The sequence below is a fragment of the Mastigocoleus testarum BC008 genome, from assembly GCF_001456025.1.
GTDB lineage: Bacteria > Cyanobacteriota > Cyanobacteriia > Cyanobacteriales > Nostocaceae > Mastigocoleus > Mastigocoleus testarum.
In genome coordinates this window covers 37,863-61,522 of sequence record NZ_LMTZ01000100.1, presented here as the reverse complement: position 1 = coordinate 61,522, position 23,660 = coordinate 37,863, and the positions used below count along the sequence as shown (strand labels likewise).

General features: G+C 38.5%; 19 protein-coding genes. 10 read left to right on the top strand and 9 right to left on the bottom strand.

Translation table 11 applies throughout. From position 1 onward, the window contains the following. The first annotated feature begins 461 nt into the window (after positions 1-461). Complete coding sequence (locus BC008_RS23070; protein ID WP_027846758.1) at positions 462-2,801, top strand: cation:proton antiporter domain-containing protein; 2,340 nt, start codon at positions 462-464, stop codon at positions 2,799-2,801. Here BC008_RS23070 and BC008_RS50700 read toward each other — a convergent pair. Next, complete coding sequence (locus tag BC008_RS50700) at positions 2,775-2,930, bottom strand: hypothetical protein (protein ID WP_201026159.1); 156 nt, start codon at positions 2,928-2,930, stop codon at positions 2,775-2,777. The genes BC008_RS23070 and BC008_RS50700 overlap by 27 nt on opposite strands. Before the next feature lie 24 nt (positions 2,931-2,954). Continuing rightward, positions 2,955-3,167 carry an Hfq-related RNA-binding protein gene (locus tag BC008_RS23065; RefSeq protein ID WP_027846804.1) on the bottom strand — a complete coding sequence of 71 codons (213 nt, stop codon included), beginning with the start codon at positions 3,165-3,167 and terminating at the stop codon, positions 2,955-2,957. A 144-nt stretch (positions 3,168-3,311) separates the two neighbouring features. Between BC008_RS23065 and dapF the strand changes: the two genes are divergently transcribed. From dapF to BC008_RS23050, 3 genes are all read left to right on the top strand, one after another. Then, on the top strand, positions 3,312-4,148 hold the full coding sequence (gene dapF / locus BC008_RS23060; protein WP_027846803.1) for a diaminopimelate epimerase: 837 nt from the start codon (positions 3,312-3,314) through the stop codon (positions 4,146-4,148). Between the two features lie 172 nt (positions 4,149-4,320). Next, the gene (locus BC008_RS23055; protein WP_153009644.1) at positions 4,321-7,818 is read left to right on the top strand and encodes a HEAT repeat domain-containing protein; all 3,498 of its coding nucleotides are present in this window, start codon (positions 4,321-4,323) and stop codon (positions 7,816-7,818) included. A gap of 275 nt (positions 7,819-8,093) precedes the next feature. Next, positions 8,094-9,023 carry a hypothetical protein gene (locus BC008_RS23050; protein ID WP_027845081.1) on the top strand — a complete coding sequence of 310 codons (930 nt, stop codon included), beginning with the start codon at positions 8,094-8,096 and terminating at the stop codon, positions 9,021-9,023. A gap of 88 nt (positions 9,024-9,111) precedes the next feature. Here BC008_RS23050 and BC008_RS23045 read toward each other — a convergent pair whose 3' ends face one another. The 5 genes from BC008_RS23045 to BC008_RS23025 all read right to left on the bottom strand — a co-directional run bounded on the left by BC008_RS23045 (position 9,112) and on the right by BC008_RS23025 (position 12,214). Further along, positions 9,112-9,507, bottom strand: a complete 396-nt coding sequence (locus BC008_RS23045) for a nuclear transport factor 2 family protein (protein WP_036266932.1) — start codon at positions 9,505-9,507, stop codon at positions 9,112-9,114. A 175-nt stretch (positions 9,508-9,682) separates the two neighbouring features. After that, a complete protein-coding gene (locus BC008_RS23040) occupies positions 9,683-10,336 on the bottom strand; it encodes a GNAT family N-acetyltransferase (RefSeq protein ID WP_027845083.1) in 654 nt (217 codons plus the stop codon). A gap of 286 nt (positions 10,337-10,622) precedes the next feature. Continuing rightward, positions 10,623-11,150 (bottom strand): YybH family protein, encoded by a 528-nt coding sequence (locus BC008_RS23035; RefSeq protein ID WP_027845084.1) that lies wholly within the window; start codon positions 11,148-11,150, stop codon positions 10,623-10,625. A 63-nt stretch (positions 11,151-11,213) separates the two neighbouring features. After that, positions 11,214-11,489 carry a hypothetical protein gene (locus tag BC008_RS23030; protein ID WP_027845085.1) on the bottom strand — a complete coding sequence of 92 codons (276 nt, stop codon included), beginning with the start codon at positions 11,487-11,489 and terminating at the stop codon, positions 11,214-11,216. A gap of 74 nt (positions 11,490-11,563) precedes the next feature. Continuing rightward, entirely contained in the window at positions 11,564-12,214 is a 651-nt protein-coding gene (locus BC008_RS23025) for an FMN-dependent NADH-azoreductase (protein WP_027845086.1), read from the bottom strand. Positions 12,215-12,370: 156 nt separating this feature from the next. Here BC008_RS23025 and BC008_RS23020 point away from each other — a divergent pair, with 156 nt between their 5' ends. From BC008_RS23020 to BC008_RS22995, 6 genes are all read left to right on the top strand, one after another. Further along, positions 12,371-13,243: a helix-turn-helix domain-containing protein gene (locus BC008_RS23020; RefSeq protein WP_058183887.1), complete on the top strand. Its 873-nt coding sequence runs from the start codon at positions 12,371-12,373 to the stop codon at positions 13,241-13,243. A 51-nt stretch (positions 13,244-13,294) separates the two neighbouring features. Beyond that, a complete protein-coding gene (locus BC008_RS49650; RefSeq protein WP_036266934.1) occupies positions 13,295-13,612 on the top strand; it encodes a hypothetical protein in 318 nt (105 codons plus the stop codon). A 249-nt stretch (positions 13,613-13,861) separates the two neighbouring features. Continuing rightward, positions 13,862-14,353 carry a HugZ family pyridoxamine 5'-phosphate oxidase gene (locus BC008_RS23010; protein WP_027845089.1) on the top strand — a complete coding sequence of 164 codons (492 nt, stop codon included), beginning with the start codon at positions 13,862-13,864 and terminating at the stop codon, positions 14,351-14,353. A 328-nt stretch (positions 14,354-14,681) separates the two neighbouring features. Beyond that, positions 14,682-16,157, top strand: a complete 1,476-nt coding sequence (gene gatB, locus BC008_RS23005; protein WP_027845090.1) for an Asp-tRNA(Asn)/Glu-tRNA(Gln) amidotransferase subunit GatB — start codon at positions 14,682-14,684, stop codon at positions 16,155-16,157. Between the two features lie 583 nt (positions 16,158-16,740). Then, positions 16,741-18,069: a histidine phosphatase family protein gene (locus tag BC008_RS23000; protein ID WP_027845091.1), complete on the top strand. Its 1,329-nt coding sequence runs from the start codon at positions 16,741-16,743 to the stop codon at positions 18,067-18,069. Positions 18,070-18,285: 216 nt separating this feature from the next. Beyond that, positions 18,286-19,608, top strand: coding sequence for a dihydroorotase (locus tag BC008_RS22995; RefSeq protein ID WP_027845092.1), 1,323 nt, complete (start codon positions 18,286-18,288; stop codon positions 19,606-19,608). Positions 19,609-19,774: 166 nt separating this feature from the next. Here BC008_RS22995 and BC008_RS22990 read toward each other — a convergent pair whose 3' ends face one another. Then, positions 19,775-21,124 (bottom strand): ATP-binding protein, encoded by a 1,350-nt coding sequence (locus BC008_RS22990; protein ID WP_058183885.1) that lies wholly within the window; start codon positions 21,122-21,124, stop codon positions 19,775-19,777. Positions 21,125-21,864: 740 nt separating this feature from the next. Then, positions 21,865-23,379: a phytoene desaturase family protein gene (locus tag BC008_RS22985; RefSeq protein WP_027846963.1), complete on the bottom strand. Its 1,515-nt coding sequence runs from the start codon at positions 23,377-23,379 to the stop codon at positions 21,865-21,867. Between the last annotated feature and the right edge of the window lie 281 nt (positions 23,380-23,660).

Below are 23,660 nucleotides of genomic sequence, written 5' to 3'. Positions count from 1 at the left end.
TAAGAAATATTAGTATCTGTCAAGCAAAAATATTTTTTGTTTTGTTGAGTATAATTCTGTAGATAAAAATTTGCTGACCTCGACAATTCAATTCCATATTAAATTACCGTAATTTAACCAAAATCAGAGAGAATCGGTCAACCATATGAGGATAAAGCTGGAATCAGCTTATAGTATTAAATACATAGTAAAAATATAATTTTGTATAACAAAACAAACTTTAATATAAACAACAAGGTTCAATATAATTATAGATTGGTAACATTTATTTCCCGAACCCTATCCTTAATATCTCATTCCCTATTCCCTAGCATCCACCTTTCAAGGTATATTAAGCTATATTTCAGATGAGTGACAAATTTTCTATCTGGTATCAATTTCTCCGAATTCTACACAGGAGTACATAAAAGTTTGTAGAGTAAGGTTAATACCTCTTAACAGTTCTTAATTAAAATTGTCTTGTGCAGGAAGATTTTAGATTAATAGTCGATCTAGTCTCGGTGCTAGCTGTGGCGGCTAGTGGCGGACTTTTAGCGTCACTGTTGAAACAACCAGTGTTGCTCGGGTATCTCATTGGCGGGATGATTGTGGGACCATCCGGCTTGGGATTAATTAAAGAAGTAATTCAAGTAGAGACATTAGCACAGTTTGGTGTCGCTTTTTTATTATTTGCTCTGGGAGTAGAATTTTCCCTGGCAGAATTGAAAAAAGTCAAAACAATTAGTTTGGGTGGTGGTGGACTACAAATAGTTTTAACAATCCTAGTTACGACCCTGATTTCCGTCGCGGTGGGATGGGTTGAATCCCCAGCCCAAGGTGTATTTTTGGGTTCAATTTTGTCTTTGTCTTCAACTGCGGTTGTTCTCAAATGTTTGATGGAACGCAATGAGACGGAAACTCCCCACGGACAGGTAATGTTGGGGATTTTGGTGGTACAGGATTTAGCATTGGGATTGATGCTAGCAGTGTTACCTGCTCTGAACCAACCAGCGGAGACTATTTGGATCGCGGTATTGTATGCGCTGTTGCGAATAGGTTTATTTGCTGCAGGTGCAGTTGCTGCAGGAATTTGGTTGATACCACCTTTATTGCGGTTATTAGCCCGGACGGAAAGTCGAGAGTTATTTTTGTTGGGAGTTGTGGCGCTGTGTTTGGGAATTGCGCTTCTCACCGAGAGATTGGGACTTTCGATTGAAATGGGGGCTTTTGTCGCCGGTTTGATGATTTCTGAGGTGGAATATGCAGATCAAACTCTAAGCTATGTGGAACCATTACGAGATATTTTCGCTAGTTTGTTTTTCGCTGCGATCGGGATGCTAATCGACCCGTTATTTTTATGGCAAAATCTTGAATTAATTCTGGGGTTAGTAGCGTTAGTACTCGTGGGTAAATTCTTGATTGTTACCCCACTAGTAAAATTATTTCGTTATTCATTAAAAACTTCTTTAATAGTTGGTTTGGGGTTAGCTCAGATTGGGGAATTTTCCTTTGTTCTCGCCAGTGAAGGACAAGTTTTAGGGTTAGTTTCGCGCCGAGTATATTTACTTATTTTAGGAACAACAGCGGTGACATTGGTGGTAACACCCTTCGTACTGCGTTTAATACCATTTTTATTTAACATCATTGAATCAATGCCGTGGCTCAAACCTTATTTTGATGGGGATGGAATGCCACAGGAAATGTCCGAAGAACTACCGATAAGGGACCATGTGGTGGTTTGTGGTTACGGGCGAGTTGGTAAAAATTTAGTTAAATTGTTACTCGCTCATAATTTACCACTAGTTGTAATCGATCAGTCCGAAAGTAGAATTCAACAATTAAGAGACGCGGGAATACCCTACATATACGGTAATTGTGTCAGTTTCCACGTTTTGGAAGCAGCAGGAATTACTAATGCAAAAGGAATGGCGATCGCGCTTCCCGATCCAATGAGTACCCGTCTTAGTTTGAAGCGTGCTTTGGAATTGGATCCAGATTTAAATGTGGTAGTACGGTCTAATAACAATAGAAATATTGAAACTTTCTACCAACTAGGAGCGCGGGAGGTAGTACAACCGGAATTTGAAGCAAGTCTGGAAATGGTAACTTACCTATTAAATGATGTAGGTATATCACCTAATTTAGTACGACGGGAAATTAAGCAAATTCGTAGTCGTCATTATTTAGATTTGCGACCGGAACAATCTCCATCTGAGGTTTCTCGGGAGTTACGACAAGCGACCAGAGAAATGAACTCAAAATGGTATCCCCTCCCTGCAGGTTCACCTCTGATTGGTATGAGTTTAGAACAAGCAGATATGCGCTATGTCACTGGAGTCAGTGTAATGGCTATTCGCCGTAAAGGAGGAGAGGAAATAGACTTTCCCATACCACAAACTAGACTACAAGAAGGTGACAAACTATTAGTGGTGGGTTCTTCCCGAGAAATTGCAGGTTTTAATGAATTTGCAAAAGGTCAAGCGACTATTCCGGGGGAAAATAGTGCTTGTCAGTGGGTAATTGTGAGTGAGAATTGTCCTGTGACAGAAAAAACTTTAAATCATTTAGATCTGCGCAATCGATATAGCGTGGAAATACAAGCTATACGTCGCGGAAGCAAATTTATTCGCTTTCCCCACAGCAATACCAAGTTAAAAGAAAATGACCAAGTGTTACTGTGTGGTAATTTATCGAGTCTGAGTCAGTTGGAAGAGTTACTTTCTCCTACCAGTCAACCGGAGTTGGTATCTATACCAATAGTCCAAGCGGGAGAAGCTGAAGCATTGCGGGATTATTTACCTTTGGATGATTTGCGGGAATAATTGGTAATTGGTAATTGGTAATTGGTAATTGGTAATTGGTAATTGGTAATTGATAATTGGTAATTGGTAATTGGTAATTGGTAATCGTAATATTTTTTTGATTGCTGCTTCTAACCTCCAAATCGCCAATACCCAATCCCTGATCGCCCCTACCTAACCTTCCTTCATATAAACAATTGACTGTTTCCAGATCATAGTTTTTTGTGTATTTTCGCTGGCGAGAAAAACACAATATTGATCTTGCCATAATATTTTTCCGGCTAGTAAGTCTCCTGTCACTAGCTTTAACTCTACTTGTTTTGCTTCTTTGATCGAATTCTGGAGTTGCTTAACGCTTGGTAATGAAGTATCTAATTCAGTAAGCATATTGGTAATGATATATGTATGTGGTTGGTTTATATGGTTAGTGTTTCGGGATTGCTAATCAACTAATAATTAACGATTAACAATCAGTCACTAAAAATCAACAACTAACAATTTCACTACTGTGATAATTCATTAAAACGATAAATGGCAATCGAATTTACTAAGTATCAAGGATTAGGTAACGACTTTATTCTGGTTGATAACCGTTCAAATCCAGAACCTGTAGTAACTCCAGAGCAAGCAGTTAAGATGTGCGATCGCCATTTTGGCATTGGCGCTGATGGTGTAATTTTTGCTCTGCCGGGTGAAAATGTTAGTGATTACACTATGCGGATTTTTAATTCCGATGGTTCGGAACCGGAAATGTGTGGTAATGGTATTCGCTGTCTGGCTGCTTTTCTAGTGGATTTGGAAGGGGATAACAGCAAAAGTAAATATCACATTAATACCTTAGCTGGGGAAATTATTCCTGAAATTATGCCCGACGGTCAAATCAAAGTAGATATGGGTTTTCCTCGATTACTTGCGGGTGAAATTCCTACTACTCTGGCTCCCAAAGATGAGAAGGTTGTGAATCGACCTTTGGAAGTTGCAGGAAAATCTTGGGATGTTACCTGTGTGAGTATGGGTAATCCCCACTGTATTACTTTTGTTGATGATGTTGCGGCGATTGAGTTAGAAAAAATTGGACCTCAATTTGAAACTCACTCGGCTTTTCCCCAGAAAACCAATACCGAATTTATTCAGGTGGTAAGTTCTGACTACGTGAAAATGCGAGTATGGGAACGAGGTGCAGGTATTACTTTAGCTTGTGGTACTGGTGCATGTGCCACATTAGTTGCTGGAGTTTTAGCAGGAAAGTGTGGACGTAAAGCGACGGTAGAACTTCCGGGGGGATGTTTGCAAATTGAATGGTCGGAAGTGGACCAAAAAGTTTATATGACCGGACCCGCGCAAAAGGTGTTTGCTGGGAATATCTAAGGATTTTTTGCTACCTGAAGTTCAATCTAGAGACGTATTATAGTACGTCTCTAATGTGTCAACATCATAGCCGATCATTTCTGATTCTTTTGGAATTCGATAAAATATGCTGTAGAAAACAGTATGATTCCTAACTCAGGAATTTTAGCTCAGAAATTTTTAAGTTGTAAAAGTGGTGAATCCTGAAGCCTATCTGCGATCGCTATGTAAAACTTACGCCCAATGGTGGGATTATTATACCCTCACGGATGTAGTGGGGAAAAAACAGCACGAACGGAAACTGCAATCCCCATTGTTAGACATTGGGTTGATGGTAGAGACGATTGAAGAGCAGAAGGAAAGCAAGGAAAAAAAATCAGAACAAACCGAACGGTTAACTGTTCTAGATGGTCTGCGTAAATATGCTGCTGACCACGTTTTACTGGTAGGTCGTCCGGGTTCGGGAAAATCGACGGCTTTAGTACGGTTGTTGCTCGAAGAAGCACAAAATTATCAAGAAAATAAACAAATCCCCATCCTCGTAGAACTCCGCTTTTACCAAAGCTCAATTATCGACTTAATTCACGATTTCCTCCTACGTCACGATCCTAATTTACCCATCGATGGTAGAGACGTTACATGTAACGTCTCTACATTGTTGCGACAAGGAAAATTTCTGCTGTTAATGGATGGGGTCAACGAATTACCATCAGAAGCAGCGCGACGGGATTTATATAAATTTCGCCAAGACTACCAAAACACTACCCCGATGGTTTTCACCACGCGAGACTTGGGGGTTGGTGGGGATTTGGGTCTTGAGAAAAAGCTGCAAATGCAACCCCTGACTGAAAAACAGATGCGGGAATTTGTATGTGCGTATTTACCACAACAAGGGGAAGATATGCTCAAGCAGTTGGAAGGACGTTTGCGGGAATTTGGAGAAACACCTTTACTGTTATGGATGCTTTGTTCAGTTTTTACTAACAACCAAAATAAAGTACCTGCTAACTTGGGTTCGGTATTTCGTCGTTTCACAGAGATTTATGATAAAAAACTAAAGCAAGATATTCCCGTAACAGATGAATCTCGACGTTGGTGGAAACGGTTACTACAGCATTTAGCTTGGGTGATGACCCAGGGAGAATCAAAAACAGAAATTCTTGTTGCGATTCCTCGACAACAAGCTGAAACGATACTGGCGGAATTTCTCCGACAGCAAGGATATCATCAACATTGGAAAGCAGAAAAATGGTTAGATGATTTACTCAAACATCACCTGATTCAATTAGGAGCAGAAAATCAGATTCAGTTTCGCCACCAACTGCTGCAAGAATATTACACTGCAGAAAGATTATTAGAAGAAATATCTAATTTAAGTGATGATGAATTGCAGTGGGATTATTTGAATTATTTGAAGTGGACTGAACCCATTGCATTGATGATGCAGTTGCTAGATGTAGAGACGCAAAATTTTGCGTCTTTACGTTTGGTGAAATTAGCTTTAGAGGTAGATTTACAATTAGGTGCAAGGTTAGCAGGGGAAGTTAAAGCAGAATTACAAGAAAAGACTGTTAGTTTAGTTGAAAGCTTAGAAATTCCTCCTTTACTCAAAATTCGACTTTTAGAAAAAACAAAGTCTCATACTGTAGTTCCGGAATTAATCAAACTTCTCGAAAATGAACATTCAGATGTACGTTATGGCGCGGCATATGCATTGGGAGAAATCAAATCTGAAACTGCTATTCCAGGATTAATAAAACTTCTCGAACATGAAGACTCAAATGTACGTTATGGCGCGGAATATGCACTGGGAAAAATCAAGTCTGAAGCAGCGATACCAGGTTTACTTAAACTTCTCGAATATGAAGACTCAGACGTACGTTATAGGGTGGGATATATACTGGGAAAAATCAAGTCTGAAACAGTAATACCAGGGTTAATTAAACTTCTTGAATATAAAGACTCAGATGTACGTTATAGAGCGGCGGAAGCACTAGGAAAAATCAAGTCTGAAACAGTAATACCAGGGTTAATTAAACTTCTCGAAGATGAAGACATACATGTACGTTATAGGGCAGTGGAAGCATTGGGAGAGATCAAATACGATGCAGTGCATATAGAGTTAATTAAACTTATTGAGAATCAAAAACCTCATATGCGTTCTAGAACTGCAAATATGCTGGGTAAAACTAAATTGCAAAATTTAGTTTCAGTACTAATTAAGCTTCTAAAAGATGAAGAATCATATGTACGCTATTGTGCTATACATGCACTGGGACAGATGAAATCACATGTAGCGACTCTGGAGTTAATTAAACTTCTCAAAGATCCTGTTCCAGATATACGTTATGTTACTGCTGATAGTTTAGGAAAAATAAAATCAAATACTACAACTCAAGAGTTAATAAAACTGTTAATAGATAAAGAATCATATGTACGTTCCAGTGCAGCATATGCATTAGGAGAAATCAAATCTGAAGCTGCTATTCCAGAGTTAATAAAACTTCTCGAAGATGAAGATTCATCTGTACGTTCTAGTGCAGCACATGCACTAGGAGAAATCAAATCTGAAACTGCTATTCCAGAGTTAATAAAACTTCTCGAAGATGAAGACTCATCTGTACGTTCTAGTGCAGCACATGCACTAGGAGAAATCAAATCTGAAACTGCTATTCCAGAGTTAATAAAACTTCTCGAAGATGAAGACTCATCTGTACGTTCTAGTGCAGCACATGCACTAGGAGAAATCAAATCTGAAACTGCTATTCCAGAGTTAATAAAACTTCTCGAAGATGAAGACTCATCTGTACGTTCTAGGACGGCATATGCACTAGGAGAAATCAAATCTGAAACTGCTACTCCAGGATTAATAAAGCTTCTCGAACATCAAGATTCATTTGTACGTTTTAGGGCGGCAACGGCACTGGGAAAAATCAAATCTGAAACTGCTATTCCAGGATTAATAAAGCTTCTCGAACATCAAGATTCATTTGTACGTTCTATAGCAGCACATTCACTGGGAGAAATCAAATCTGAAACTTCTATACCAGAATTAATAAAAATTCTCGAACATCAAGATTTGGATGTACGTTCTAGTGCGGCGACAGCACTGGGAGAAATAAAATCTGAAACTGCTATTCCAGGATTAATAAAACTTCTCGAAAATCGAGATTCAGATGTACGTTATAGTGCGGCATATGCATTGGGAAAAATCAAATCTGAAACCGCTATTCCAGGATTAATAAAACTTCTCGAACATCAAGATTCAGATGTACGTTGTACGGCGGTGATAGCACTGGGAGAAATCAAATCTAAAACCGCTATTATAGGATTAACAAGACTTATCGAAGACGAACATTCAGATGTACGTTGTACGGCGGCAATAGCACTGGGAGAAATCAAATCTGAAACCGCTATTCCAGGGTTAATAAGACTTATCGAAGATGAACAAACACCTTTCTTTGATTTCGCAACCGAAGATTTTCCCGTAGCTTTGTTGCGTGGTGGTAAGGGTTTACCGGAACAAGGATATGAAAGCGTCAAAGCAGAAGCTGAAGAAAAAATCCGTAGTATCAGCAATCAAGTTCAAGATGGTGTGGGAATAGTTGGCGATGGTAATATTGGTGTCAATATAGGTCAAGCAGGGAATATAACTTTTGGTAATATTTCCTCTGGTAATGCAGACAAATGATGGGTTTCCTCTTGATTTAGAAGTTTGAATATCGCAATACTATTTCTGCAATATTGTATCCCAAATTGTTCGAGTATCTGCAAACATCCGAAAACCACAAACTTTTCCATCACACAAGTCGTAGATATGTGCAACAGCGTTCGTAGACTTACCAAAAATGCGATTATCGCTCTTAATTCTTAACTGGGAACTCTTAACTGGGAATATAGCTCGATATTGAATATGTAAATAATTTTATTGCTTATTTATTTGTGCGATCGCGTAATGGTGTATTTATGAACCATCGGTTTCTACTACGACTTGTTACAAATTTTACGGTTTATCTATTAACCTTGTCTTGCTTTGCCATAGTGCTGTGGGTAATTGACGAGGTTTTGAGGTGGGATATTTTACCAGATGCCTGGAGTTTGTTAGTACGAGCCCTGTTAGTGGCGGGGGGTATTATTGCCTTTGTATTAGTGGTGATGAATGTGATACTGAGTTTAGCTTTGCTGGCGGAGGCTAACGCTAGTCGGGCGCTGTTACCAAACTATCATATTTCTGCACGCCTGAAGCGTCGTATAGGCAAAATTATGCTGGCTGCGGTTCTTGCAATCGCGTTGTTGTTTGGGGGATTAGAGGTAATAACTCAAGTCCGTACCCAGTCATCTATCCAAACGGCTCAAGCCGAATTTAACCAGACCCAAAATACTATGGATAGAAGCGCTAAACAAGTCTTAGGACTATTTACTCAACAGTTGTTAGAGGCAATTGATACCAACACACTAGCTGAAAAAGGAGAACTCGGCAATCTACGCAAACTGCTTAATTCAATTCAAGCATCTTTCCCTAATCAACCCTCAACAACGGTGGTTATTAAAGCTACCCAAGCTCCTTATGAATATGCCAGTATTAACGCTAACTCGATAAAGTCCAATAAGCAAGGACAGCTTTTTCTTTCTCCACAACTTTATACGGGCTTTCCAACCAAGCAAGAAACCCAAATAATTAAGCAGTTATTTTCAGGTAAGTTAGTAGCACCCAAAGATCCTTTAAAGGGTAGTGTTATTAAAAATACGATTCCTAGTTCTTGGGGACTACTTAAACGTAATAATCGAGCGATTGCAGTTGTCTATCTGGAAGCTAAATATTCCCCCAATGGCGACCCAAATTTATTCAATCAAGATTTTCACCACAATGGACCTGCAAGCTTATTGACGAACTGAACTTTGATATTTGATATTTGATATTTGGTTAGAATTATTCTTCTGTAAAATCCGACTGAAAGCTGTTTATTGTCTAATTCGATCTACGTCAAACTTCCTTCGCGGTCGCATTCCAAATAGTTTTTGTATCTGCAAACATCCGAAAGCGACAAACTTTTCCATCGCGCAGGTCGTAGATATGTGCAGCAGCGCTACTCATAGAATTACCGGAAATTCGGTTACGCCCAGTATAACTTCCAATTACAACTATTGAGTTACCTGCATCTAAAAATTCTTCAATATGATAAGCAAAGTTTTCCCAGTTGTTGTCGTTAGCTTTGAAAACTCCCTCAATAACTTCTGATGCACCTTGATATGTCGCACCACCCGGAAAACCTTTATTTTGAATCCATTCAATATCCTCGGTGCAAATTTCCAGAAATGCTTGGTAATCCTTTTCGCGGAATGCTCGATATAGTTCTTGAATGACTTCAATATTACTCATTATTTTTAATCACTCATCTTCTTACCAACTAATGACTAGTTCCTGAATCTTCTCCCTTGCATCACTCAATGCTCGTTCCCGTGCTTCATTTCTTTAAATCCAAGCCATTCGCATGGACGAACTTAATATCTATGACATCAATAAAATGAACTGTAAAGATAAGACTCTCTGATTCTCAAGAGTTGAGATGTTTATCCATTAAAAATGTACCACCTTTATCACTAATTACTTCAAAAACACGTTTATCGTTATAAGTAAAATTGCTATACATTGCTTTACAACGTGGTATCAAACCAGCTTTTCCAAATATATGCTGTGAGGTTTGGTTTGCAGCCTCTGTCACTGCAAATTTATAACCTTCTTTCTTCCCATACTCCAGGGTCGTTGAGACAAGATTTTGAGCTATACCTTTACCTCGGTGCTGAGGAGACACAGCTAGCATGTATAAATGTAGATATTTACCAAATTGAATTTGCTTATCTTGTTTATAAGTATTGTCCAAAGACTCAAACATATGAAAGATAGGTGCAAATTTATCACTAATTTTTCCCATTTCCAAAGGTGGTTCAGAAGCGAAATCAGCAGCAATTAAAGCACCAATTACCTGTTCGGATTCCTTATCCTTGGCGATGATAGAAAGTCCTAATTCAGCAAGCCATTCTCCCAACAAGAGAATATATTCATAAAAATCTTGGACAGATAATTCCTGAACAACTGCTATTGGATCGGAGCCCGAAAATGCTTGACCCACTACAAGTGCTGTTGGTTCCAGAAGATTTATACTGAAAGGCTCATAAGTCACATTATTTGCTTCGAGAAGAGAGGTCACGATCAATCTCCTTTACTAAATTGTAGACTTTTGGTACCGGATAGGTCTTCTTTAAAACCTGTTTTTATCCTGTGGTGACTTTCTTGAGGATTCCGGTATCAGAAAGATTGAACCCACTACAAATAAAATGCTTCCCGATAAATACAGTAAAGACGTAATAGAAAACTCATTGACAACTTGGAAAATTCCATCGATCGCGAAGAAGACTGAGCCAATGATAAATGACCAACTTGTTATCGATACACTCTTTCTCAATAGTTTTATCTCCTGCGTCGATAACTAAAGTTTAAAGAGATACCGGAGCAGAAGTATGTTCGTGGACGATCGCCCATTTCCCATTATGCTTTTCCCATAGGTCTGTTTGACGACCTTCGGTTTCAATGGATTGACCATTTTTTGTTTCTGCAGACAGGTGGTAGGTAAAGGTTACCCAAACCAAATTATCATGTCGGGTAGCATGTAGATCGTCATTAGCAGTCAGTTTAAAATGGTTGAGTTTACCAAACAGATGGGTTTGAATACCTGCTTTAAATTCTTTCCAGCCTTGATATTTTAAAGGGGTTGCATCATAAATAACTAACTTTGGATCGTTGAGATAAAACTCAGCGACTTTATCTGGATTGCAGGTATTCCAAGCCGCATAGGTTGTGTCAGTTAATTGCTTGAAGAAAATATCATCTGCTGATTGGTTCGCAGCGAGTGCAGTAGGTTGTACTTGAATGAATATACTGGAAGTAATTAAGGCGATTGCGATCGCTTTGCGGAACTTCTTCCAGGAGTTTATCGCTCTTTTCAGAAATGCAAGAAACTTCATGGGAAAACCTCGTTTGGGATTGTGAGATGTTTTTACTAAACTGTTCTGAGCAGTTGTTTTTGTTTATTTTTTTGGAATAAATAGAGCTGAAGCAATAGTAAACACACCACTAGCAGTAATGTGAAGTAACACATGGATAGAAAGACCTTCACTAAGTTCGATAAATCCATCCAATAGAAACATCAATGAGCCAATTAGAAATAACCAACTAATGAGGAAAGTGTTGTCGTTATTTTCTTCTGTAGTTTTTGTTGCAATTAACTTCTCTGGATGAATAACTGTAACAAATTTGCTTTTTTGCTTGTGAGTTTCAGTCGCAATCTGTTTTTCTGTCAGCATGTGACATCTCCTAAAATTTGACTTCAATAAAATCCCTAACGCGATTCCCACATTTCCTAGAACCTTTGGGTCATTTATTTTGGATTTATGGCTGGTACATTCACTAGCTTATTAATTTGAGCGCGAGCTGCAGCAATAGAATCAGCAAGTTTTTGACCGCCCAATTCATCATTTTCTACGCTAATAAAGGTGATATCTGTAATTCCAATAAAACCAAACGCTGTTTTTAGGTAAGGAGCTTGATGATTTAACTTTTCCAAGCGACCACCTGGAGCAAATCCTCCAGCCCCATGTGCTGTAATAATGAACATCTTCTTCCCATGCACTAGTGGTTTGTAGGGTGATTCCTTATCCTCGGGTTCAAAAGCATAGGTTCGCCCAATTCTGACAATTTGATCGATATAAGCTTTGAATCCGCTGGGAATATTAAAGTTATACATAGGAACACCGATGACATACACATCTGCAGCCATCAATTCATCTACCAATTGTTCACTCAATTGAATAGCTTCCCACATATCCGATGTTCGTTTTTCTGGTGATGTGAAACAGGCTGCGATCCAAGGTTCATTAACATGAGGAATAGAATTACGTCCTACATCTCGATAGGTAATGCTGTCTTCTAGATGAGAATCTTTCCATGCTTCAACGAAATATTTGCTCAAGGCGCGAGATTGGGAGCGCTCTCCCCTTGGACTAGTATCTATATGTAACAAATTAGCCATAATTTAAGAAATAATTCAAGAAATCTTTGCACTTATTAAGTTTTGTTCAGTAAATCGTTACAATTACAGAATAAGTAACTCAAATCTGAAGAGCTATTTAAATTTTGCGCGATTGTCAAAATCTTGCTGCGAGTTCTTAAAATAAGTAAAGCGTCTATGGTAAGTTTGCCCCATAAACCACTTGTCGAAATCCCATCATCAATTATTTCTAGTCAGGATCTGGGATGGAAATCTATTATTGTTGAAGAATTTCAGCAACCTCCAGGAGCAGAAGAATCTTGCTTTTGGAAAGAGCATGCTATTTGTTTAAGTTTGGCAACTCGCCCCAATCGTCTTTGGCAAACTATAGGCGATCGCTCTTATGTGGGACTTTATAGGAAAGGCGATATTTCCATTACGCCAGCCGAACTTCCTTGTTCCTATAGGGCTTATAATAATGACCATTACTTACAAATAAGAATTCCTCCGCAGTTTGTCAGGAAAGTTGCTACAGAAACCGTTGATTCTGACCCTGAACTCAAACTAATTACAGAATTTCGCTGTCGTAATCCCCAAATTGAACAACTTGCAATGATGTTGCGAACTGAGTTACATCAAGGTGGAGATGGATTTGGACAGCTTTATATAGAATCCTTGGCTAATGCAATGGTTGTGCATTTGCTACGAGATTATTCTGAAACTAAAACTCGCGTATCAGCTTATAAAGGGGGATTGGACGATCGCAAGCTCGTACAAGTTTCAGAGTACATTAACGCACACTTAGATCGAGATATTAAATTAGCCGATCTTGCATCTGTCGCAGGAGTTAGTCAATTTCACTTTAGTCGCCTTTTTAAACAATCAATAGGAATTTCACCCCACAAATATTTACTTAAAGAGCGGGTGGAACGAGCAAAACATTTACTGAAAAATTCTAAATTAGCGATCGCCGAAATTGCATTTCAGTGTGGTTTTAACAGTCAAAGTCATCTTGGGAAATCTTTTCGAGAACTAACGGGAGTAACTCCGGGTGTTTATCGTAGGGGCTAAGGTTGTGAGTACGAGATTGCTCATTTGCAAATGACGTAATTATTACTATTAGTGGCGTTCGACAAGTCATTTCTCTCTAATTCTTCATATAAACATACGAATTTATTCGGTAGCTTTTCCCCAGAAAAACGACGGAAACTTATATTAGTTTTTCTATGGAAACAAATGGATATCATTGCAAATATTAATGAAGCTGCCACATATGCAACAGTAGGTGCTGTCTTGGGCGTAACAGTTTATCACAATATTGGTGGTGGAGGATTGGCAATTGCAGGAGGTGCTTACGGTATTGGTTTAGGTACTTTTGCCACAGGTGGTGCTGTTGCAGGACTAGCAGTTTATGGTGTAAAAAAGTCTGTGTTGTGGTAATTAAATCTAAAGCATGACAAGAATACTCGTAATGAGTTTTAAGAACCCGTTTACTGAAATCTGAAAATTAAATAATAGGGATGAAAATGTACTTAAATCCAACATTCATTTCTATTTGGTATTGAATTATCTTAAGCACTTCATCTGCTGATGAAGTGTTTTTTGATTAGCTGTATTTTAATTAAACTATTAGTATTAATTTATTTTCAAGCCACATCATCCTGGGCAAAATCCCAAATAGTAGATTATATGTCTCAATTTGAAAGTATTCTGGCTGCATACCAAACATTTCCTGAAGAATTCCAAAGCTTAGTAATTTGTACCGTTGATAAAGATGGTATGCCCAATGCAAGTTATACTCCTTTCGTCATGGACGAGGAGAAAAATATTTATATATACGTCAGTGGGCTTTCCAGTCATACGCAAAATTTGCACGCATTACCCAAAGCCAGCATATTATTTGTCGAAGACGAGAGTAAAACACAGCAAATATTTGCCCGTCGTCGTCTCAGTTTTGATTGCGATGCACAATTGATAGAACGAGATACTCAGTTATGGTTGCAAATGGTGTCTCAATTTAAAGCTCGTTTTGGTAACATCATTGAAATGCTCGAACAGTTACCAGACTTCCGGATTTTTCAACTCAAACCCAAATCGGGAAGATTTGTCGTTGGCTTTGGTGCAGCGTACGAAGTAGACCCAAATGATTTTAATAATTTAATTCATGTTAAAGGCAAATAGTTAGGCACTTCCCCTGACAGGTGTAGGTTTTTCATAAATGGGTGATTAAGCACTTGAATCAATTACTAAAACTTCAGTTTTATGTGGTTTTAGGTACGAATAATCATGAAAAATATTTCCCTTATCTGCGTATTTCATGTCTTTTCATCCATAAAAACCATTAAGCATAAAAAACCTACACTTGTGAGGATGTTAGGAGGGAGTTTGCAATCAATGAGGTTATGAGGGTTTCCCCATGAAAAATCCGTAGTCGATCAAAACCAATACAGTTCTACAATAGGAAACCAAGATCTAGATAAAGAATTAATTAGCGATAATTTTTAATTTTATGACTTCTGCTGCTCCAGCCAAAACAGAATATGAGGCAATTATTGGTTTAGAAACTCACTGTCAATTGAGTACCCAAACCAAAATTTTCTCTGACAGTTCGACAAAATTTGGTGCTGACCCCAATACCAACATCGATCCAGTTTGTATGGGTTTACCCGGCGTACTACCAGTATTAAACGAAAAAGTACTGGAATATGCTGTTAAAGCCGGTTTAGCTCTGAATTGTTCTATTGCTAAATATAGCAAGTTTGACCGCAAACAATATTTTTATCCCGATCTACCAAAAAATTATCAAATTTCTCAGTACGATTTGCCTATAGCCGAACATGGTTGGCTAGAAATTGAGTTAATTGATGGAGATGGTAATCCCATTCGTAAAAAAATTGGTATTACTCGCCTGCATATGGAAGAAGATGCAGGTAAATTAGTTCACGCAGGTAGCGATCGCCTATCGGGTTCCACCTATTCTCTAGTAGATTACAACCGCGCAGGTGTACCACTAGTTGAAATTGTTTCCGAACCAGATTTACGTTCGGGACAAGAAGCAGCCGAATACGCTCAAGAATTACGCCGAATTATGCGTTATTTGGGTGTAAGTGATGGCAACATGCAAGAAGGTTCCCTCCGTTGCGACGTAAACATTTCTGTCCGTCCCATAGGACAAAAAGAATTTGGTACTAAAGTCGAAATCAAAAATATGAATTCCTTTAGTGCAATTCAAAAAGCGATCGAATACGAAATTGAGCGACAAATCGCTGCGGTTGAAGCTGGCGAAAAAATCATCCAAGAAACTCGTTTATGGGAAGAAGGTTCCCAAAAAACATTTAGTATGCGGGTTAAGGAAGGCTCTAGCGACTACCGTTATTTCCCCGAACCCGATTTAGGACCAATTGAGGTTTCTGAAGAACAAATGAGTTCTTGGCGTAGCGAACTTCCCGAACTTCCCGCAGATAAGCGTCACCGTTATGAAGAAGAATTAGATCTTTCTGCTTATGATGCTCGTGTATTAACAGAAGAAGTCGCCACTTCTAAGTATTTTGAAGCAACTATCGCTGCTGGTGCAAGTGCTAAAGGTGCTGCTAATTGGATTATGGGTGACATCGCAGCTTACCTAAACAAACAAAAACTCAATATCGCTGAAATTGCTCTAACCCCAGAAAACCTTGCTAAAACCATTTCTCTGATTGAGAAAGGAACTATTAGCGGTAAAAAAGTTAAAGATAAGTTGACAGATTTATTAGCGGGTAAATCCCCCGATGATGTATTCAAAGGACAGGAGCAAATTTCTGATCCAGCTGTATTGATACCAATAGTAGAACAAGCGATCGCTAACAACCCCAAAGAATTAGAAAAGTATCGTAGTGGTAAAACCAAATTATTGGGCTTTTTCGTCGGTCAAGTTTTAAAACAAACAGGAGGGCGTGCTGACCCCAAATTGACAAATAAACTAGTCACCGAAAAACTAAATGGATAATATTACACATTGTTACAAGTACAGTGTAATTTAAACTACTCGGCTTCTTTATTGTTTATATTTTTAAAGCTATTTATTTAAAGCTAAAATTTCCAACTTACAAACAATAAAGAAGTCGGTTTTTCCTTTAACTACGAGCAATCCCTGAATTTAACCGAGCAAAATTTAAGTGATAAGTATATTCTCTTAAAGTTCTTAATAATACATTCACAAAAAATATTTTATTGAGGGGTATTGCCCCTCATCCCAAAAGTGCTATACTATGCTTAGTAGATGCACCCTGATGATCTGGAGAGTTGCCCCAAGCGGCTCTCCATTTTTTTATTTTCAGTGTGTACGTGTAAAATCTTTATTAGTTGAACGTGAATATCACTGTAAAATCAACAATACCGCTACGATGGTGCTATTCTTAAAGGTAGAAAATAATAGTAAACAGCATGAAAAGTGTACACTAGAAGCTCAATCTGTGCTCATCACCAGTTAAATTATTAACCAGGGCAGATGTTATGACTTGCACATTCTCAACCTTCTGGTTTGCTCGTCAGCATCCGTCTGGATTTCAAATAGTAGGAGATAACTGTCGATGACTCGTGTCATCATCGTCCGTCACGGTCAAAGCACTTATAACATTGTTAGACGAATTCAAGGACGTACCGATGCATCCGAATTAACACAAAAGGGCTGTAATGATGCTGCCAAAGTAGGTAAAGCTCTAAGTAATATTTATTTTGATGCGATTTATCATAGTTCCCTGACAAGAGCTACGCAGACAGCAGAGATTATTAAATCTCAACTAGTTACAGCAAATAAAGAACCAAAGAAAATTTGTAGTCATGAAAAATTAATTGAGGTTCATTTACCTCTTTGGGAGGGGATGCTCAATAGTGAAGTGAGGGAAATTTTTGCCGAAGAATATCGCATCTGGAAAGAAACTCCTCATAAACTGCTAATGCGAATTCAAAAAGCAGGAAAAGAAGAAGAATATTTTCCCGTTTTAGCTTTATACGAGCAAGCAAAGAAATTTTGGCAAGATATTCTCCCATTGTATCGGGGCGACCGAAACTTAATGATAGTTGCTCACAATGGAATCAATCGTGCTTTGATAAGCACTGCTCTGGGAATTTCTCCAGAACTTTACCACTCCATTCAACAATCAAACTGTGGTTTTAGCGTACTTAATTTTGCTGAGGGTTTGGAAGGCTCTGTAGAACTAGAATCTTTAAATCAAACTCAGCATTTGGGAGAAGTTTGTCCTTCCTTACGACCCAATCATCAAGGTGTAAGGTTATTTTTAGTGCGTCATGGGGAAACCCAATGGAATAATCTCAACAAATTTCAGGGACAAATTGATGTACCTTTAAATGATGTGGGAAAATCGCAGGCTGAAAAAACAGCAGCATTTTTACAAACAGAAAATATTGATTTTGCCTGTAGCAGTTCCATGGAAAGAGCCAGGGAAACTGCAGAAATTATTTTGCAGCATCACCAAAATGTAAAATTGGAATTACTCCAAAATTTACAAGAGATTAATCATGGTTTGTGGCAAGGAAAAACTGAAGTAGAAATCGACCGAGAATACCCAGGAGAGTTACAACGCTGGCGAACAGTTCCAGCAGAAGTACAAATGCCACAAGGAGAGAATCTGCAACAATTATGGGAACGCAGTCATAACTGCTGGCTCTCAATCGTAAAAACAGCATTAGAAAAACAATATTCGACTGGAATTGTATTTGCCCACGGTGATATCAATCAAGCCTTAATTTGTCATATTCTAGGACTATCACCGGAGAAATTTTGGTCTATCAAAAATGACAATGCTGCTTTGACTGTTATAGATTACCCTCGTGGATTAAGTGGATTGCCGGTATTGCAAGCCATGAATATTAACGCTCATTTTGCTGAAGAAATCTAGTTATAAAAACTACATATTTTTTGTGGTTGCGATAGGCTACGCTGCTTGCGGAGCAGACCGCTTATGATACCAAAAATTACAACATCAAATATGGCTACACAGCGTTCAGACTCGAGCCTTTAATAATCTGGCAATAATCTGTCAATCATCCTGTAACCCAGAAAAAAAGTACAATTACTTACACAAAAGCCGAACTCTGAGCTGCTGATAGCCAAAATGACAACAGAATTACTTCAACAAGTAAGGATTATAGATCCTGTTTCTCAAACTGATAAAGTTGCAGATGTATTGATCGTCGATGGTTATATTGAAACGATTTCTGAAATTATTTCAGATATTGCAATTGATACGAAAATACATGATGCTCGCGGATTAATTCTTGGTACGGGTTTAATAGATTTATATAGCCATTCTGGGGAGCCTGGACGGGAACAAAGAGATACCCTAAATTCACTTTTACTGGCTGCTGCTGCTGGGGGTTTTACCAGAGTTAGCATTTTACCGGATACATCTCCTCCCATTGATAATTCTGCTTTGGTGGGTCAGCTACTGCAAAAAAGTAATGATTTGAACAGCCCCTTAAGTAGGAATCAATTGGAAAACAGATTTGTTGCTTCTTCCTTACTTACCATGACCTCATTTCCTCGTCTGAATATTTGGGGCGCTTTAACTTTGGATGTCGCGGGTAAGCAAATGGTGGAAGTTGCAGATTTAGCTGCTGTGGGGGTGGTAGGTTTTGCCGATGGTAAACCCTTAGAAAATCTAGGTTTACTACGAAGAATCCTAGAATACCTCAAGCCTATGAATAAACCGATTGCAATTTGGCCTTGCGATCGCAATTTAGCATCTAGTGGGGTAATGCGGGAAGGAAAATATTCTATTCGTTTTGGTTTACCAGGAAACCCAGCAATTTCAGAAACTACTGCTTTAGCAGCTTTATTGGAATTAGTCGCTACAACGGAAACTCCGGTACATTTGATGCGCATATCAACAGCCCGAAGTGTTGAATTAATAGCTGCAGCGAAGCAAAAAGGCTTACCAGTTACTGCTAGTACAACTTGGATGCATCTTTTGCTCGATACATCATCTATTGAAAGTTATAATCAAAACTTACATTTAGAACCACCTTTAGGTAACCCAGAGGATTTAATTGCTTTAAGGCAGGGAGTAAGAACAGGTATCATTGATGGAATTGCGATCGACCATAGCCCTTACAGTTACGAAGAAAAAACTGTATCATTTTCTGAAGCGCCTCCAGGAGCTATTGGTTTGGAATTAGTGTTAGCTTTACTCTGGGAAAATTTAGTAGAAACTAATAAATTCACAGCCTTGGAATTATGGAAAGCACTTTCTAAGGGTCCTGCAGAATGCTTAAATCAAGATTCTCCAGCAATATTTCCCGGTCAAAAAGCTGAATTAACCTTATTTAATCCAGAAAAAATTTGGAAAGTAGATACTCAAAATCTTTATACTCTTTCTAAGAATACCCCTTGGCTCGGACAAAAATTGAAAGGAAAGGTGATGAGAACTTGGTGTTAAGGTTTCAGAAGTCAGGAATCAGGAGTCAGGAGTCAGAAGTCAGAAGTCAGAGGTCAGAGGTCAGGAGTTAAGAGTCACTAATCACTAGACTTCCCACACTTCCCACACTTCCCACACTTCCCACACTTCCCTAAAACGGGAGTCAAAATAAACAATCATTACTAATCTAGGGTTGTCCTACTGGAACAGTAAAGTGAATTTGGGTTCCTTTATGCTTCCCTTCCGAAGAAGCCCAAATCTCTCCTCCTAAACTGTGTACTATGTAGCGACAAATTGCTAAACCAATACCAGTACCGCCAACACTACGCCTTAAAGAATCTTCTTCTTGGTAAAAGTGATTAAATACGGCTTCTAAATTATCGGGTGCAATTCCTCTACCAGTGTCAGCTACAACTACTTCTAACACGATCTTGGAATCATTTGAGATGGATTTCTCATTATCAACTTTTGCTTGATTTATTTTGACTTGAATGTTGATAGTTCCATCAATATCTGTAAATTTATAAGCATTGTCAATCAATTTAATTAACGCTTCAACGAGTCTGTCCCCATCAACTTGAATTTTTGGTAAGTTTGGTGGAATGTCTGCTGTAACTTGAGGTAGATGACACTCTTTGACATTTGCTCTCAAGCTGCTTAAAGCAATATCTATAACTTCTTGGAATTCAATAAAATCTGGACGGTGGTAAAGTTGTCCATTTTCTAATCGTAGAAGAAGAAAAAAATCTTGAATTAACTGTCTTAAGCGTTCTATATCTCCAAGTGCAATTTCCAGCATTACTTGCTGATACTCTGGAGCCATGGTCGGTTCTCTAATCAAACTTTCCAAGCAAATTTGAATAGTACATAAAGGAGTACGCAATTCATGACCGACAATTGCAATCAGATTTTTTCGAGTATGCTCTAAAATCTCTAAATCATCGCAGGGATTGGAGTCTTGAAGCTCAGCAGACGATTTATCCTCACTCAAGCCGGAGCATAACTCGATGTTTTGTTCTGGGGTTATAAATAGTTTACACGGGTTTTGCTGTAATACTCTTGGTTGAGTGCGATAAACGCCTCTTAGGCGTTCCGCGTTCCCTGAAAGCGTCTCGAAGCGATCGAGAATATCAGCTAGTGCTATGGTTTTCCAGCATGCAGAAGCATCTGCAAACTGTTCGCCTTGGTTATGTTGCTCGATTGATTTTGGTTCAAATTCAGAATCTAATTCAAATTCAGGATCCTGCTTAGATTCCTCCGACTCAGAATCTTGTTCGGAATTTAAGTCGGAAATGGAAAGAGTTGTTTGGATCAGATGACGCAAGCGCTCTACATCCTTAAATGCAGTTTCTAATATGATCTGTCTACAATCAGAAGGTATCAATTGCTCTTCAGCCAAACTTTCCAAACAAACTTGACTGGTTGATAAGGGAGTCCAAAACTCGTGACCAATAATGGTTAACAGATGACTCCTAATTCTTTGCAAAACTTCTAGCTTCTGACTTAGCCCTACATCACAAACTTTTTGATTTGTCATGGGGAAAATACTTCTGTTGTTTAAACAATCATCTGTCTCGACATTTACTGATAGTGATTTTGTATTTCCACTTACAGAAAAGTCTTTTTAAAGTTAAATATTTTTCTTTAATTATCTTGAATTACTGATAATAAATTTAGAAAGTCATAAATCAAACTCGAATATCCTTGAAATTCCCCAAGCCCAATCAAAAAGAGTTTTACCCTCCATACCTAAAACATAAGGAATACATATTGATCGCATCAATACCGCAAAAAGTAACCTTAGGCTGAGGCATTTGCCAAAATGCCATGAAATTTATATCTTTCTAATGCTTCTAGAAAGAAGCAGACTTTACCAAGCCGATTTATTAAGAGCTTCGATCAAGTTTAAGAAATTCTTAAACTCAACCTCATGAAATAATATTACACCAAAATTAATAAAAATTAATAATTTATTTTGTATATTGTAAACTAGTAGTCCTCCACATTAATTTTGATGGGTTTGTAGTTGGGCTATGTCCTGATGGACACGCTAACGCTAATAGCCCCGGTAAAGTCTTGATATTAAAGCGCTAAAGCGCTACTACGAACCTTAATTTTGGCAGTTAATTTATTTATCTGTATAAGGTTGAAGCCCTATTTAATATATGTTCTATGCGCTAAAGCGCAATTACAAACCTGTTTGATTATTTTTAATGGACGAACAAAGTTGGTAGTAGGGCTTTAGATTTGCACTCAAGCGCTACTACCTATGAACTTCTAATAATTCACGCTTTTTAATATATCTAGTGTCTGTTGGGGCTTTACTAGGGTGTTAGCACACATAATCCCTGAAGCGGCGACAGCTGGAACTCCAATACCCGGCATTGTACTATCACCGACTCGATATAAACCTTTGATGGGGGTTTGATTTCCAGGAAATGTTCCTTTTCCCGCAGAAATCGCCGGTCCATATGTTCCTTGATATCTTCTTAAGTAATGGGCGTGGGTCAGAGGGGTACCAATTAACTTCAAAACTACGCGATCGCGGATATCCGGTATTACTCGTTCGATTGCGCGATAAAGAGTTTGGGCTTTTTCCTGTTTTCGAGTTTGGTAATCTTGATCGCGTTGCCAATCGGTGTAGGGTTCCAAGGTATATGCATGAACGACGTGATATCCTTCTGGTGCTAGCTCGGCATCCCAAACACTGGGAATTGATATCATACAAGTATTTCCCGGCGTACTTATATCTTGATTGGGATCGTGGACTACTACATGATGTCCAGTTAAATTTTCTAAACCTTGGGCGCGAATACCCAAGTGTAAATGCATAAAGCTTTCAACTGCTGGTGTTGCTAAAGCAGTTTTTCGGAAAGAATCAGGTAAATCTTCAGGATCTAATAACTTAGTATAGGTATCCCAAATACTGGCATTGGAAATTACTATCGGTGCTAAGAGAACTTCACCATTTTTTAAGCGTACCCCTGAGGCTTTACCATTTTCCACTAAAATCTGTTCCACGTGGCTTCCCAAACGTAACTGACCGCCCCAACGTTCGAGACCTCGTACCAAAGCGTTTATAATTGCCTCACTCCCACCTACAGGGTATTCCACCCCAACCCGGGAACGCTCTCCCAGCATAAATGCGACCTCTGGAGCAATGGTCCCGCGAGCTTTTAGACCTGATAACAGAAAACACTCCAAATCAATTAGTGTTCTTACCCATGGGTCTTTAATTGTCCCGTCCATTACATTACCCACAGAGGCTCTAACTAAAGATAGATGGGGCAGCATTTTAAACATGTATTCTGGATAACGTCCAAATAAAATTAAAAATGACTGCCAATCTGAGCGTAATGCTAAGGCTGGAATTCCTTTCATCGCATCATATAAAGGTAAAAGACGATGTTGAAAGTACTTTAATTCTTTTGCTCCTGAAGTAGTAATTTTAGCAACTTCTTCAAGGTAAATATCTGAATCGCTGTATACAGGAAAAGTGCGATCGCCTAGGTGATAATGTCCCAAAGGATCGTAACTTACAGCAGTAAATGATTCTCCTAAAACATCAAGTATTTGTTTTACGGGGTTCAAACTTTTGGCGGTAGTTAAACCACAATAGAATGAAGGTCCGGAATCAAATTTAAATCCTTTTCGTCCGAAACAATGGGCTGCTCCACCAGCAATGTTATGGCTTTCACACACTATTGTTTTTTTGCCATATCTAGCTAGTAGGGACCCAGCACATAAACCACCAATTCCACTACCAATAACTATGACATCGAAGTTTTGCATTTTTTACCTTTTTATTATCTAGTCAGTTATTAGCTTTTCACTGTTAATTATGGTTTGAATAGCTACCATAAATTACATACACCGGTACCAACAAAATTTATTTTCCCAATCTTCGATTTTTATTGCTAATTTTGGATTCAATCCAATACATGAAGGTTACAAGTAATGGGTAATGGGTAATGGGTAATGGGTAATGGGTAATGGGTAATGGGTAATTGGTTAAAAAACCATTCATTTTATGGCGCTACGCGCCAGTAATCAGCCTAACAAAAGTTAAAAGC

Excerpts from the sequence above, each read along its gene's own strand:
- BC008_RS22995 (WP_027845092.1), top strand. The coding sequence starts at position 18,286 with ATGACAACAGAATTACTTCAACAAGTAAGGATTATAGATCCTGTTTCT.
- BC008_RS23065 (WP_027846804.1), bottom strand. The coding sequence starts at position 3,167 with ATGCTTACTGAATTAGATACTTCATTACCAAGCGTTAAGCAACTCCAG.
- dapF (WP_027846803.1), top strand. The coding sequence starts at position 3,312 with ATGGCAATCGAATTTACTAAGTATCAAGGATTAGGTAACGACTTTATT.
- BC008_RS23010 (WP_027845089.1), top strand. The coding sequence starts at position 13,862 with ATGTCTCAATTTGAAAGTATTCTGGCTGCATACCAAACATTTCCTGAA.
- BC008_RS23025 (WP_027845086.1), bottom strand. The coding sequence starts at position 12,214 with ATGGCTAATTTGTTACATATAGATACTAGTCCAAGGGGAGAGCGCTCC.
- gatB (WP_027845090.1), top strand. The coding sequence starts at position 14,682 with ATGACTTCTGCTGCTCCAGCCAAAACAGAATATGAGGCAATTATTGGT.
- BC008_RS23050 (WP_027845081.1), top strand. The coding sequence starts at position 8,094 with ATGAACCATCGGTTTCTACTACGACTTGTTACAAATTTTACGGTTTAT.
- BC008_RS23045 (WP_036266932.1), bottom strand. The coding sequence starts at position 9,507 with ATGAGTAATATTGAAGTCATTCAAGAACTATATCGAGCATTCCGCGAA.
- BC008_RS23000 (WP_027845091.1), top strand. The coding sequence starts at position 16,741 with ATGACTCGTGTCATCATCGTCCGTCACGGTCAAAGCACTTATAACATT.
- BC008_RS23020 (WP_058183887.1), top strand. The coding sequence starts at position 12,371 with ATGGTAAGTTTGCCCCATAAACCACTTGTCGAAATCCCATCATCAATT.
- BC008_RS23035 (WP_027845084.1), bottom strand. The coding sequence starts at position 11,150 with ATGAAGTTTCTTGCATTTCTGAAAAGAGCGATAAACTCCTGGAAGAAG.
- BC008_RS22990 (WP_058183885.1), bottom strand. The coding sequence starts at position 21,124 with ATGACAAATCAAAAAGTTTGTGATGTAGGGCTAAGTCAGAAGCTAGAA.
- BC008_RS23030 (WP_027845085.1), bottom strand. The coding sequence starts at position 11,489 with ATGCTGACAGAAAAACAGATTGCGACTGAAACTCACAAGCAAAAAAGC.
- BC008_RS22985 (WP_027846963.1), bottom strand. The coding sequence starts at position 23,379 with ATGCAAAACTTCGATGTCATAGTTATTGGTAGTGGAATTGGTGGTTTA.